The 13,319-nt window shown below is 67.7% G+C and carries 10 protein-coding genes; 4 read left to right on the forward strand and 6 right to left on the reverse strand.

What is annotated here, in order from left to right; genetic code table 11:
• Positions 1–37: 37 nt before the first annotated feature.
• Positions 38–1,639, forward strand: coding sequence for an LVIVD repeat-containing protein (locus tag DAT35_RS32720; protein ID WP_108072459.1), 1,602 nt, complete (start codon positions 38–40; stop codon positions 1,637–1,639).
• A 15-nt stretch (positions 1,640–1,654) separates the two neighbouring features.
• Here DAT35_RS32720 and DAT35_RS32725 read toward each other — a convergent pair whose 3' ends face one another.
• Positions 1,655–2,275: a hypothetical protein gene (locus tag DAT35_RS32725; RefSeq protein ID WP_108072461.1), complete on the reverse strand. Its 621-nt coding sequence runs from the start codon at positions 2,273–2,275 to the stop codon at positions 1,655–1,657.
• A gap of 140 nt (positions 2,276–2,415) precedes the next feature.
• Between DAT35_RS32725 and DAT35_RS32730 the strand changes: the two genes are divergently transcribed.
• A complete protein-coding gene (locus DAT35_RS32730) occupies positions 2,416–2,922 on the forward strand; it encodes a nuclear transport factor 2 family protein (RefSeq protein ID WP_108072931.1) in 507 nt (168 codons plus the stop codon).
• Positions 2,923–2,938: 16 nt separating this feature from the next.
• Here the strand turns inward: DAT35_RS32730 and DAT35_RS32735 are convergent, their stop codons facing one another.
• The 3 genes from DAT35_RS32735 to DAT35_RS32745 all read right to left on the reverse strand — a co-directional run bounded on the left by DAT35_RS32735 (position 2,939) and on the right by DAT35_RS32745 (position 6,100).
• Positions 2,939–3,874: an NYN domain-containing protein gene (locus DAT35_RS32735; RefSeq protein WP_108072463.1), complete on the reverse strand. Its 936-nt coding sequence runs from the start codon at positions 3,872–3,874 to the stop codon at positions 2,939–2,941.
• Positions 3,875–4,008: 134 nt separating this feature from the next.
• Positions 4,009–5,130: an aminotransferase class I/II-fold pyridoxal phosphate-dependent enzyme gene (locus DAT35_RS32740; protein ID WP_108072465.1), complete on the reverse strand. Its 1,122-nt coding sequence runs from the start codon at positions 5,128–5,130 to the stop codon at positions 4,009–4,011.
• Between the two features lie 70 nt (positions 5,131–5,200).
• Positions 5,201–6,100 carry a DMT family transporter gene (locus DAT35_RS32745; protein ID WP_108072467.1) on the reverse strand — a complete coding sequence of 300 codons (900 nt, stop codon included), beginning with the start codon at positions 6,098–6,100 and terminating at the stop codon, positions 5,201–5,203.
• A 716-nt stretch (positions 6,101–6,816) separates the two neighbouring features.
• On the opposite strand from DAT35_RS32745, the gene DAT35_RS32750 reads away from it, so the two are divergent.
• A complete protein-coding gene (locus DAT35_RS32750) occupies positions 6,817–10,458 on the forward strand; it encodes a hypothetical protein (protein WP_146209990.1) in 3,642 nt (1,213 codons plus the stop codon).
• Positions 10,455–11,240: a hypothetical protein gene (locus tag DAT35_RS32755; protein WP_108072471.1), complete on the forward strand. Its 786-nt coding sequence runs from the start codon at positions 10,455–10,457 to the stop codon at positions 11,238–11,240. The genes DAT35_RS32750 and DAT35_RS32755 overlap by 4 nt, the downstream gene beginning before the upstream one ends.
• Before the next feature lie 75 nt (positions 11,241–11,315).
• On the opposite strand, the gene DAT35_RS32760 is transcribed toward DAT35_RS32755, so the two are convergent.
• Both DAT35_RS32760 and DAT35_RS32765 read right to left on the reverse strand, forming a co-directional pair.
• A complete protein-coding gene (locus DAT35_RS32760) occupies positions 11,316–12,287 on the reverse strand; it encodes a hypothetical protein (RefSeq protein WP_108072473.1) in 972 nt (323 codons plus the stop codon).
• Positions 12,284–13,192 (reverse strand): hypothetical protein, encoded by a 909-nt coding sequence (locus tag DAT35_RS32765; protein WP_199243069.1) that lies wholly within the window; start codon positions 13,190–13,192, stop codon positions 12,284–12,286. Before DAT35_RS32765 ends, DAT35_RS32760 begins: the two co-directional genes overlap by 4 nt.
• Positions 13,193–13,319 lie beyond the last annotated feature (127 nt).

A 13,319-nucleotide genomic window follows, 5' to 3' on the forward strand; every position in this document is an offset into this window, starting at 1 on the left:
CGAACCTGCGTGTCTTTCTTCGCGGGAGCTGTTCGCCATGAATTGGACGCGCTTCACTGGGGCTTCGCTGCTCGCCTGCGCCCTCACCCTCCTCGGCTGCCCACCGGCATCGGAACCCACCGGGCCCGATGCCTCCACTCCTGACGCCAGCACCGGCTCCGAGTGGGATGGCGGCTATGTCCCGCTCGAGGAGACGGGCAACTGGTCTGGCGACCCGGGCGCGCTATCGCCCTGCACCTTCGTCCCCAAGGCGTCGGCCGGTGCCTGCGGTGAGCGCACCAACTTCGACATCTCGGCCTGCGATCAGGCAAGCCTCGCCAACGCGAGCACCGAGGGCGCGTACATGATGCTCAGCCGAGGGGGGGACCCAGGCGGCGAGTGGTACTACGTCAGCGCCGTTGGCCTCACCCTCTTCTCCGATGGAGGCACACCACTCCTCAACGGCGAGCCCGCCACCGAGACACGGGAAGGCAACGCCCGGTTCTTCTCCACCCTCACCACGTTGCCGGATGGTGGCACCCGCCGCGCCTCGCTCATCACCTGCGAGGCGCCCCAGGCCCCCGAGTTCACCGGCTGCTTCACCTACTGCCGCAACGGTAGGACCCTGTCCCAGGAGACCTTCAAGTCCGAGCGGCTGAAGTGGCGCGCCGGTGAGTCCGAGTCCTCCGGCCTGGAGCTCGTCTCCGAGAGCTACGTGGCGCAGGGCTACCCGGTGGATGTCTATGTCACCAAGGGCTACGCCTACGTGGTGGCCGTCGACCTCATGGGGAAGAAGGGCGGCCTCACCGTCTTCGACGTGCGCGACAAGGCCGCGCCCGTGAAGGTGAAGACGATCCACATGGACGGCGACTCCTACTGGAATGCCGCGTGGGCCAAGGGGGATGCGCTCTACGTCGCCAGCGCCGACCGGGGCGTGCTCCTCTTCGACATCACCGACCCGGCGGATCCGAAGCTGGTGCGCAACCTGCCCGGTGGCAGCGGCAGGGTCAACAACCACACCCTCTTCATCGAGGGCGACCGCCTCTATGCCACCACCAACAACTCGGTGAGCATCTTCGATGTCTCCAAGCCCCTGGAGCCCATCGAGCTCAACCGCTACTCGCCCTTCAACCAGGCCCCGCACGACATGCTCGCCGTGGGGGACCGGCTCTACATCAGCTATGGCGTGTCGGGCTTCGTGGTGGCCGATGTGAGCAACCCGAACGACCCCCGCATGCTCGGCATGTTCGAATACCCCGAGCAGTTCAGCCACGCGAACGCGGTGGGCACCATCGGCGGCCGCACCATCGCCTTCATGGGCGGCGAGGGCCCCGGCGAGCACCTGCGCGTGCTCGACGTCACCAACCCCGCGAACATCGTGAAGATTGGCAAGTTCCAGCTCCGGCCCACCCTCTCCATCCACAACATGCTGCTGGTGGGCAAGAAGCTCTACGTCGCCTGGTACCAGGAGGGCGTGCGCGTGCTGGATGTCTCCAACCCCACGCAGCCCACCCAGGTGGCCTACTACAACACGTGGCGGGAGACCGACCCGGGACGCGGTGACTACTTCGATGGCTCCATCGGCATCCGCATCCCGGGGGATGGCTACATCTACGTGGTGGACACCTCGCGCGGGCTGATCATCCTGCGCGAGAAGTGAGCCACACAGCGGGGCTCAGCCCTGCTGACGGCCCTCGATGGCGCACAGGAGGATCGCCGCCGCGATGCCCAGGCGGCGGTCCAGCTTGCTAGACGTGTCCGCGGAGTAGTCGAGGGAGATCTTCTGGATGAAGGGATTGAAGTGCTGCCGGAAGGTGAAGACCGGCGCACCGCCCACCGCGCCCTGGAAGGTCTGCGGCACCAGGTTCGTGAGGAAGCGCCGCACGATGGCCAGCACCATGCTGTCCTCCTGGATGGTGCCCACCTCCCGGTCGTTCACGTCCAGGATGAGCCACTCGTCACGCAGGATGGACTTGAGGCCCTTGCGGCGCAGCGCCCCCACCTTCTGCCCCGACGCCGTGTCCGTGACGTCGTACGTCGCGCTGATGTCCAGGATGTTGCGCGCCTTGATGGAGAGGACCTCCTGCGTCATGTCCTCGCCCGTGAAGACGCGCAGGTCCTCCTTCAGCTTGAAGGCCTTCATCTTCGAGTAGAAGGCGACGTTGCCCGCATCGTCGTAGATGTGGAACGCCCCGCCGAAGATCTTGAAGAACTTGCGGCGGATCATGTAGCGGCTCTGGCCAAAGCGGCCAGCGGCCAGGTCACTGTTCGGGCGGTGCTGCAGAGCGCTCGTCACGGGTCCCCCTGGAGGTAAAACGTTGAGGGCCCACGTATAGCGCATCGCGCCATTTATTCGAAAATAGTTCACTCCTGGTGGAACGAGGCCCCGAGGATCGCGCCTTGACCCGAGCCCGCCCAGAGGCGCTCATGGCGGCCATGTCCACGCTCGCCCTCCTGTGCCTCACCCTCGTCACCGCCACGCCCGATGCGGGAACACCCGCCGCGGGAACCTCCGCCACGCCCACGGCCGCGGTGAACGCCGTGCTCGATGACTGGCACAAGGCCGCGGCCCAGGCGGACGAGGCCCGCTACTTCAGCCACTTCACCCCGGACGCCGTCTTCCTGGGCACGGATGCCACCGAGCGCTGGACGCGCGACGAGTTCCGCGCGTGGGCCAAGCCGTACTTCGCGAAGGGCAAGGCGTGGAGCTTCACGTCCGTGTCACGGCACGTGAGCTTCTCGAAGGACGGCTCGGTGGCCTGGTTCGACGAGGCGCTCTCGACGCCCAACATGGGCCCCGCCCGAGGCTCGGGCGTGCTCGTGAAGGACGGGGGCGCGTGGAAGATCGCCCAGTACAACCTCTCGCTGCCCATCCCGAACGACCTGATGAAGGAGTTCAAGGAGCGCATCGAGGCCCACGCGAAGCAGCAGCAGGGCAAGTAGTCCGCCCGAGCGCCTCTCAGAAGTCGTCCACGGGGTCCGGGTAGACCTCTTCCTCGTCCTCTTCCTCTTCGTGCCGCGCGCCCCGGCCCTTGGGCTCGGGAGGAGCGGACTCGGGCCCCACCACGTACCACTGCCGGCCCTGCTGCACGCGCTTGAGCAGCCCCTCCTGCTCCATGGCCGCCAGCAGCTTCGTGAAGGACGAGAAGCCGTGGTCCCGCTCGTCGAAGTCCGGCTCCTTGCGGACGATGGCTTCCTTGATGATCGACGGGTTGAGCACGCCCGTGGTCCGCGCGAGCAGCCGCTGCACCACCTCCACGACGCTCTCGGGCACTTCGATCTTCTGCGCCTCGGCCTTGCCCTTGGGCCCGTGCGCCTGCTCCTTCCCCTGGCGCTCGCCGCCGCCCTGCCCCTTGCCCTGCTTGCGGCCCCGCGCGCCCTCGTCCTGCTCGTGGGCGCGCTTGTCCTTCTCCTTGTCCTTGTCGGCGCGGGTGCGGGGGCGCAGGTAGATGAACTCGTCGCAGGCCTTCACGAAGAGGGGGCTGGTGGCCTCCTTCACCGCGAGCCCGATGAGCTGCTTGCCGTTCTCGCGCAGCTTGTACGCGAGCGGGCAGAAGTCGCTGTCCCCCGAGGCGATGGCGAACGTGTCGATGTGCTCGCGCGCGTAGCACAGCTCCAGCGCGTCGATGACCAGGCGCATGTCCGCCCCGTTCTTCCCCGAGCGCGTCGAGGGCGGCACGTCGATGAGCTCGACACCGAACTCGTGCAGGTTGCCCTTGGCCTCCTTGAAGCGGGACCAGTCACAGTAGGCGCGGCGGAACACCACCTTGCCACGCTCCAGCAGGCGATCCATCGCGGGCTGGAGGTCGAAATTGCCAGCGGTGAACCCGGTGTTCGTCACCAGGTTCTCGAAATCGAGGAACAGCGCGATGCGGTGTTCTTTCTTCGTATCCAAAAAAGCCTCGGAGATGCATGCCGCCTTCCTGGCGGCGGGGAGAGGGAACGCTCGCTCGGAGACTGCTCCGGCGCGCGCCTCCCGGGGCGTACCCTACTCCCAACCCGGACCGGCGCCTTCAACTTCCTGGTGAATCAGCGTCCGAGTGTCTCGCAGAAACGCTCCAGTCTCGCGAGCGCGTCGGGCATGTTCGTGCGGCCCAGTCCCAACCGGAAGTGATTGCCCGGGAAGTCATACACATCCCCCGGCAGCAGCAGCACGCCCTCCTTCTCCACCAGCCGCTGGCAGAACTCCGCCACCGGTCCGCCCTTCAGCAGCTTCGGGAAGGCGACGCTCCCCGCCTTCGGGCGCACCCAGCGGAACATATCCGCCCTCCGGACGAAGAAGTCATCCAGCACCGCCAGGTTGCGCGTGAGAATCTCCTGGCTCCTCGCCAGCACCCGCTCCTTCGCCCTCAAGGCGATGAGCGACAGCACCTCGCTCGGCGCCGCGTTGCAGATGGTCGTGTAGTCCTTGTACGCCGCGCACCTCGCCAGCAGCGCCGGGTCCCGCACCGCCAGCCACCCCACCCTCAGCCCCGCCATCCCGAACGCCTTCGACATCACGCCGAGGCTCACTCCGCGTCCCGACAGCTCCACCGCCGCGGGCAGGGTGTCTCGCGGCTCGTACTCGAGCAGACGGTACACCTCGTCCGCCAGCACGTACGCGCCCCGCTCCTCCGCCAGCGCGAACAGCCCCTTCCACGTCTCCGCGTCCGGCAGCGCCCCCGTCGGGTTGTGCGGGAAGTTCGCCACCACCAGCTTCGTGTTCGGCCTCAGCTCGCGCTTCAGAGCCTCGAGGTCCAACTTCCAGCCGTCCTCCTCGCGCAGCCTCAGCAGCGACACGTCCGCGCCCGTCGCCTTCGCCACCTCGTAGAGCGACTGGTAGCCGGGCCACGTCACCACCGCGTGGTCCCCGGGCCCCAGCAGCACGTTCGTCAGGACGAAGACGGCCTCCTGCGCTCCGGCGAATGTCAGCACGTGCTCCGGCCCCACTCCGCGGTACAGCCGGGCGAGCTCCTCGCGCAACACCGGCAGGCCCGTGGACTCCGTGTAGCCCAGCGACAGCCGCTCCCACCGCTCGCGCCCGTCCGCGTCCGCCAGCGCGAGCACCTCGCTCATCCGCCAGCCCTCGATGTCCGAGCTGCACAGCAAGTGCGGCGCGGTGAACTCCCACTTCGCGAAGTAGCGCTCGAGCTTGAAATCTGGAATCCGCATACCGCGCTCGCTACCGCGAGCCGAGCCGCTTTGCAAAGTGGGCAAGGCGCTCGAGCTGCACGGGCGCCGCCTACCCTGGCTCGCTCCCGGAGGCCGGGGGGAGCGTGGCGGCCAGGGGCTTCTCGGGTCTCGCGAGCAGCACCACCGCCGTCAGGATGAGCAGGCCTCCCACGCCCTGCAGCAGGCTCAGCCGCTCGTCCAGCACGAACGCGCCCAGCAGCACCGCCACCAGCGGCTCCACCGTCGACAGCAGCGACGTCACCACCGGTCCCACCCGCTCCATCCCCGCGAAGAACGTCAGCACCGCCACCACCGTGGAGAACAGCGAGAGCGCGCCGATCGCCATCCACCCCTGCGCCGTCTGCGGCCACGCCGGCCCCTGCGCCGCCATCAGCAGCCCATACACCACTCCCGCCGAGCCCAATATCACCGTGGACGCCGCCAACGGCCCCGCCGACCCCGCCACTCGCGCGCTCGTGAAGACATACACCGCGTACACCAGCGCGGCCATCACGCCAAACACGATGCCCTTCGCGCTCGCGCCTCCATTCAGGTCGATGGTCAGCGCCGTCCCCCCGAGCGCCAGCACGATGGCCATCGCGCGCACCCGAGACATCCGCTCACCGTCCACCACCACCGCCAACAGCGCCACCAGCGCCGGGAACAGGTAGAGCAGCAGCGACGTCAGCCCCGCCGAGGCGTGCTTCAGCGCCGTGAAGTACGCCAGGCTCTGCCCCACGTAGCCCACCGCGCCCAGCAGCACCAGGCCGCCCAGGACTCGCCCTCGAGGCAGTGGCGTCCGCCGCACCAGCATCACCGCGCCCAGCACCAGCGCCGCCGATGAGAAGCGCAGGAACAGCACCGTGGGCGTGTTCGCCCCCGACGCGTACGCCACCCGCCCGAAGATGCCCAGCGCTCCGAACGATGCGCCCGACAGAAGAATGAGCAGGATGCCCACGATCCGATTCATGAGGAGCGCCGAGTTAGCACACTTCCGCCTCCTCCTTTCCAACACGACGCATGGCCGCACTGGCTCCCGAACGACGCTTGCGCCGCTCCCCCGGCTCCCTCTCGTCCCTGGCGGCATGATCCGGGTTGCAGGGCTTCTCGGAGTCTCTGAAGTTGAAGGGGGGGGCAAGCACCCCCAGCGTCAGCAGCACGGCACAATGGAGAGTCCCAGGGAGAGCCCTACCAACCAAATACCCGCTCAGTCCGACAGGGTTGACAGGACAGCACTCGGCCATGGAAGGTGTCCCAACCTCCTTTCTGGGTAGTCAGTGCCCCGGGCTCTCTTCCCGGGAGGTTGCCGTTTCAAGGGACACTCCGCATGGCGAAGGACTACGCACCCGTCGCCCGGAAGCGCCCTGACGGGGACAACCTCGGCACATTCTCGTACAGGTGAGGAGGTGCAGCATGTCCACTCGTCGTGGTGATGCATCCACATCGTGCGCACGGCCGCCCCCAACAGTGGCAACGACCCATCTTCCGGCGCGCACGTGCGAGCACCTGGTCGAGCCGAATCCCGGCTTCGGACCACCGGCGCCGAGGCAGTCAAGCACCAGCACAGGACCAGTGGTTTCGGCGCTCAGCCGGTGGGAGCCGAAGTGGGCCGGAGACATCCAGGCCCTCCTGATTGCAAGCTGCCTCGTGGCCAGCATGAGCGCGGCCGGCGAGGAGTTGAGACGAGTGAAAGTCACTCTCTCAGCCGAAGCGCATTCGCGTTCGGAAGCATTCAGCCCCCGCCTGGAAGACTGGCAGGGGGGTGTGCTCTCTCTCCGGGTGGTGGACCCCGGGCTCCTCGTGGTGGAGGCTGGCGATGAGGTCATCGCCGCGGGCGCGCTGAACTGGGGGGAGGACAAGCAGCTGCGGGTAGATCCGCTCAAGGCCCGCGCGCCAACACCGTTGCCCCGGGTCGTGAGCCACGAGCCAGGCCGGGAGGAAGTGGAGATAGACATCCCGGAGGGGATTGGCGCCGGAGCGATGCTCACCCTCACCTATGAGTGGAGCTGGGACTACCGGGATCAGCCCGCCCTGGTGCGCACCTGGCGCATCCCCCCCATGGAGGACATCCCGCCAGAGTGGCTGGAGGACGAGCAGGTTGAGACGGAGCGGGAGGATACGCCGGAGCAGGGGGAAGACGGCGCACGAGCCCTCCTCTCGGAACAGGAGGATTCCTTCCCCGTACAAATGGATCCACAGCGGCCCGAGTTGCTCTGGGTTGCTGGGTACGCCTCGCGTGAGGAGATAGCCTCGCGACTCTTCGGAGATGGTGCGGCGGCGAACGCTTTCGACATCGAGCCCCGAGCGCCTCCCTCCAACACAGTGGAAGGCCTCCAGGTCTGCGTGCGCGTGCGCCACCCGCCAGCGCTCGTGCCGGAGGTGCTCGCCACCATGCGCCGTGCCCTGGAGGCGCAGCTGGAGGCGGATGTCGCTTGGAGCCGCTCCCAGCTCTCAGTGGCCTCCCTGGACAGGGCCGGGGCCACCGCATTGGTGGAACGCGGCCTGCGTTGGGCTCAACGCTCGGACATTCTGGACGGGGCCGGGCAGAGCTACTTCGACCGATACCTCCAGGCGCTCGAACCCCTGAGGAACGAGTCGCAGCGCGGGCACATCCTCGGAGAGGCCTCCGAGCCCCTGCGGAAGGCCATCGCTCTGCGCTCCAAACGCTTCAAGGCGAGCGACAGCGTCAAGGATGGTCCGCCCGTCCTCGCCCCGGGCAGCGTGGTGGGCCGCTTCTATTTCTCCGACGGCTCTAGCGTCCAGGTGCGAACCCTGCTGCTGCTCACCGAAGAGACCTCCCTGGAGCGTGCGGAACTGCGAGTGCGTAACCTTCCTCGCGACACTCCGCGCGTCATCATCCCCGGGGAGGACGGGCGGTGGCGGGGCTATAGCGCCGAATTCAACACCGTCGCGGGGGCGCCCGAGCCACTCGAGCACCCCGAGGGCAATGCCTACTGGTACTACCCGGGCACGCTCCTCATTCGACCGGGAGACTGGCGGCCGGGGCTGGGGGCCGGTACGGGCGAGTTGGCGGCCCTGCGACGGGAGCTACTCCAGACAGCCCTCGCCACGGCGACACCGCAATCGCCCCAGCCCCTTGTCGCCCTCGATCATGACGTGCTCTCCCTGCTCACTCCGAACGAGCGCCTGGGCGTCTTCAACACCCTTCTCACGGGCCCTGCGCTCACCTCCGACATCAGGGAGGATGCGGTGCATCTGCTGGCGCGTGTGCTGCTGTCCACGCCCGACCGGGAGTTTCCCCCCTTGGAGCGCAGGCTCACTTCGAGTGGGGCGCTGGAGAAGCTGCTCGGCAGCAACGCCCCGGAGTACAAGGTGTTGCTGGGACAGGCCTTCACCCAGAAGGCGCTCGCCTCGTTTCCCCTCAGGCTGGAGCTCCTGGAGTCCCTGCCCACCTTCCACCTGGGGCGCGAGGGAGAGACGACACACCTGCTCAACGTCCCCTCTGGGCTGGTGCCCACGGTGTTGGTGGCGTCGGAGGCATGGGCGGCGCAGCAGGGAGTGCACCTGGGAGCAGAACCCGCTCTGCCCGGAGAAGCGGTGGGGCCCTCCCAGCGCATGGCCCTGTACTTCCAGCAGGTGCAGCAGGAATTCAAGGCGCGCTACCTCCCCTCCGTGGACGAACTGCCGCGCAGCCGGGCCCTGCACCCGCTGGACTGGGTGCGGGTGAAAGTACACGGGCCACAGCCGCGCACGCACCTGATGACGGCCATGGAACTGGCCCTGCTTGCTTCAACCCCGGACACGTCGCTTCTCTGGTCGACTGTGGGCCGCATCAGTGAGATGCACATGGTGTACGGCGCCGTGTCGGCCCTGGCGCGGGCGCCGCTGTTGACAGGAGCACCAGCCACAGCCGCGCAAGGGAGCATGCTGGCGGGGGCGCGCGGAGCGGCGGTACGCCTGTTCGTGGGCCGCATGTCGTTGGTGACGACCCTGGCTGTGGTGGACACGTACCGGGACGAGCTGTCGCAGACGCCAGAGGGACGGGACTTCCTCGCGGTGCATGACCTGGCCATGGTGGCGCTGGCCGGTAGGGACATCTACAAGCTCACCACCTCGGGTATAGGACGCGAGCTGGTACACCGGGGAGGGCTGGCGTTGAGCGCGGCTGGCGCCCGGGCCTCGTCCGGACTGCGCGAGTCGGTGGAGTCCATCCAGGCCCTGGTGAAAACGCTGGAGCGGATGCTCGCCGAGGGCAAGGCCGTTGCGACACCGGACGGACTGCGGTTTTCCCTTCCTGGCGGCGTCGAGGCCTTCAAGCAGGCCTTCTTCGCCGTCCGGGGGGAGATGGCCGCCGCACGCGCCCTCGGTGGCATTCGCGGCGCGGGGCTCGCGGCCGAGGAGGCCGAGAAGACGCTGGAAACGTTGAAGCTACTCGCGGCGGAGAGCCAGGAGATGGGGCTCGCCTACAACGCCGTGGCAAGGCGCGCGGCGGCCCTGCCTGCAAACAAAGCTCAGGCCTACCTCGCCGCGGTGGAATCGTTGCGCTCCTCTGCCCGCAGCAACGTGAAGCAGGCGCTGGCACAGCTACTGAAGCGTTCGGGCTCACGGAGCCTTGCGGATCCACATGCCTTTCTGAAGGAGGCCGAGTGGCTCGTCAGCCACCCAGAGCTGGAAGCCGAGGCAGCTGCCGAATTGGCGAGGAAGGCATGCAGGGGCAGCGTGGACCTGGGCTGGCTGCGCTCGACAGGGCTGACCATGGAGGACCTCAACTTCATGGCCAGGAACGAGAAGATGGTTTGGGGACTCTTCCGACGCGCAGCGGCGGAAGCGGGGAACCTGAAGCTGCAGCTGCAAGCGCGTGAGCAACTCCGCGGCGTCGCCGTGGAGATGCTGACAGAGCGCAATGCGCAGAAGCTCTTCCCGGGCTTCCGGCTGACCGGGTGGCAGGTGAAAATGAAAGAGGGGCATGTCATCGACAACGAGCTGACAGCGATGGGGGGCTCGCGGCTTCAACATGGGGTGGAAGCAAAGGGCTGGAACGAAAACCGATGGCGCCAATCGCTGGACACCTGGAGGGCCAAACAGGGCACCAAGAAGCTCAATGAAGCGCAGGAGGCACTCGCAGAGAAGCTCCAGCACCTGCTTGACCAACTCGCGGACGCGGGGAAGGCCCCCCGAGGCAAACCGTTCCTCGTCGTTACCGACAAGCTGAGTGGGCCGACCAGAGACAAATTAGATAGATTCCTGGAGAGACATGCGCCAGGTACGCAACTCATCCAGGTCGAGGAAGCGGAGATCCTGAACAAGACGAAGCAGTTGCGCGCGGCACTCAGGCTGCCGGAGGGCTTGTCCGGAGGTGCGCCATGAGCCGGTGGCATCTCTGGGCGGTCCTGGCTCCAGGTGAGCCCGCCCGACTGGAAAGCCGAGCCCTGGGCATCGTGATGCCGGATTGGGACGAAGAGGACGGAGAAGAGCTTCCCTTCGAGGTCATTCCGGGCAGTGGTCGCTACCACGCCATTGTGGGTACGGACCCCAGTGACGTGGGCGCCGAGATGCAACTCGCCGAAGAACTGTCACTCGAATGTGATGAGCCCGTGTACTCGATTGAGCGCGCCAACGATCCGTGGACCGTCATGTCGTGGCGGAATGGTGCGCTAGAAGTCCTTGAGGTGGGCCCAGAAGCCCTGGCGAAGTCCCTCGGCTGTCCACTGCCAGAAAGCGAGAGCCCAGCGGACTCGCCCGCGAGGAAGCCGCTGCAGACTGTCGCATTGGCAGAGGGAGTCCATGAACAGGAGGCTCGCCGCGCGTTGGAAGAAGACGCCGGCGAGCCACTCCCTCCAGGGCACTACCGACTTGAGGACTCGCCGCGTGGACTCCTCATTGCCAGCGGCACAGGAGACATAGGGTATGCCGACATGACTGTGTCGGAGCGGTTCCCTCATGCAACTGTGTATGCAGTCACTGCTTCGCCGAATCTGGAGATGTTCTTTGTTACCGTTTTTCGCAAAGGCGAGAGTATTGAGAAATTCGCGCAGCCGAAGCCTGCGATTTCGTCTCGGCCAACCGTCAACGAAATCAAGGGCGAGCGCTCACCCGAGCGGATTCTCGCGGCTCTGGGTATCCCAGCGGAGTGGTTCCGGAATGAATGACGGGTGCCGAGGCGGCCTCGCCCTGGCCCCGGACACCCTCCAGATGGGACGCGGAGCTCTCGGGTATCCAACGCCTCAGCGCATGAACAGCAACGCCAGCACCCCCAGCGTCAGCAGCACCGCGGCCACCACCAGCACCACCTTCGCCACCGACACCGGCGCATCACCCAGCACCACGCCCGCGTCCTGCCCGTGCACTACCACCCGGTACAGCTTCTTCCGGTACCGGTACGCCAGCACGTACGCCGGCAGCGCGTAGCGCTTCGTCTCCAGGCTGGAGAGCACCACCGCCACGTGCACCTTGCGAAAGCGCCTGCCCGGAATGTGCTCGCGCTCCACCCGCTCGCGCGCCACCGACTCCACCGCCGCCAATATCTGCCGCCTCGCCCCCGAGCGCGTCACGTCGAAGCGCTCCACCTGCGCGTCCTCCGGCCCTCGCGCCTCGCCCTCCGCGCTCCCCATCTGGTAGGCCCCCGAGAGCTGCTCGCACTCGCGCTCCGACAGGCCTCGCGACGCGGACACGAGGACGTCCTGGAACGTCACGTCCGCCTGCCCCGCATGCGGCGCCCACGACGAGCGTCCACTCCCCGCGTCCGAGTCCGCCGCCCAGCTCACCCGCGCCCCCGCGCTGAAGCCCCACGCCGGCCACCACATCGGCCTCAGGGACTCCAGCGCCGCCGCCGCCGCCAGGTCCGACGGCCGGAAGAAGCGCCGCTGCGCCAGGAAGCCCACCAGCGCCTGCCTCGCCGCCGCCGCGTCCACCGTGAAGGGCAGGAAGGCCTCCGCCTGCTCCAGTGGATCCGCCGTCGTCTCCACGTGCATCACCGACGCGCAGAACGCGCACCGCGGCGCCTTCACCTCCGCCGAGTACTCCAGCGATGCCCCGCACGTGCCGCACCGCACCACCTTCGCCTGCTCCCTCACCGCCGGCAGCACGCCCCGCTCCCGCGGCTCCCCCACCGCCAGCCCGCAGATGGGACAGCGCAGGTCCCCCACCTCCAGCGCGCTCCCGCACCGCTCGCACCCCGTCACCGCCGCCGCCGTCATGGCCGGCCTCCCCGGCTCAGCAGCAGGTACATCAGCAGCCCCAGCACCGCCGCGCCCAGCACCGTCAGCGCCACCTTCACCCAGGAGAGGGGCACCTTCCCGAACACCTCGCCCGACTGTCCATTCACCACCACCCGCAGCGGCGGCTTGTCCGGCGCATAGCGCGCTGCCAGCACCCAGACGGGCACCAGGCACACGTCCAGCGACTCCGACTCCAGCCGCGTGTCGTGCTTCAAGTCCCGGTGCGAGTCCCCCGGCATGAAGGACTCGAGCCTCCGGCCCACCTTCTCCAGTGCCTCCTCGCGCGCCAGGCCCAGGCACTCGTCACGCGACAGCGACGGCTCCTCCGCCACCCACCCGGCCACCAGCGCCGGCTCGTAGCGCGCCAGCACCCTCAGGTCGAAGGGCTCCAGCTTCTCCAGCTCCACGTTGGACAGCCCCCGCGAGGCCGTCACCAGCACGTCCGGCACGTACTCGGCATGCTCCCCGTGCAGCGAGCGCCACTCCGTCTTCGTCACCGTGCGCGTCTTGGTGACCGTCTTCCCGTTCTCCGTCGTCGTGTACGTCTCCGTCTCCGTGTAGTCCTCGCCGATGGAGACGCTGTACCGGGACATGGCCAGCGCGCTGTAGAGGTACGCCGGCACGTACACCCCTCGCACGTCCTGCAGCGACGCCCGCTTCAGCCCCGAGTGGCTCCACGGATTGCGCGTCCTCAGCCAGTGCTTCACCCGCTCGCCCGCGGCGGGGTGCGTCAGCGCGAAGCCCAGCGCGAAGGTGGGCGTCGGCCTGTCCACGCTCGGCGGCCGCTCCACCACCGAGGGCGCCGCGCAGTATGGGCATACAGTCGTGCGCAAACCTTCCGCCACCACCAACTCCGCTCCACATGATTGGCACCGTAAGTTCATCTCAGGCTCCTCCCGTGCGCGCGCGAGCCATCGCCCTTAGCATCGCATTCCCCTCAACTTTCCCCCCGAGTTGAGGTACATTCACCCACCCTTGCTCCGATTTCACTCCATCAGCGCCCAAGACGGA

This window comes from Vitiosangium sp. GDMCC 1.1324 (assembly GCF_003044305.1).
GTDB lineage: Bacteria > Myxococcota > Myxococcia > Myxococcales > Myxococcaceae > Archangium.

Bases quoted from the DNA above. Each gene is read 5' to 3' on its own strand.
- DAT35_RS32720 (WP_108072459.1), top strand. From the start codon at position 38: ATGAATTGGACGCGCTTCACTGGGGCTTCGCTGCTCGCCTGCGCCCTC.
- DAT35_RS32730 (WP_108072931.1), top strand. From the start codon at position 2,416: ATGTCCACGCTCGCCCTCCTGTGCCTCACCCTCGTCACCGCCACGCCC.
- DAT35_RS32740 (WP_108072465.1), bottom strand. From the start codon at position 5,130: ATGCGGATTCCAGATTTCAAGCTCGAGCGCTACTTCGCGAAGTGGGAG.
- DAT35_RS32745 (WP_108072467.1), bottom strand. From the start codon at position 6,100: ATGAATCGGATCGTGGGCATCCTGCTCATTCTTCTGTCGGGCGCATCG.
- DAT35_RS32755 (WP_108072471.1), top strand. From the start codon at position 10,455: ATGAGCCGGTGGCATCTCTGGGCGGTCCTGGCTCCAGGTGAGCCCGCC.
- DAT35_RS32760 (WP_108072473.1), bottom strand. From the start codon at position 12,287: ATGACGGCGGCGGCGGTGACGGGGTGCGAGCGGTGCGGGAGCGCGCTG.
- DAT35_RS32765 (WP_199243069.1), bottom strand. From the start codon at position 13,192: ATGAACTTACGGTGCCAATCATGTGGAGCGGAGTTGGTGGTGGCGGAA.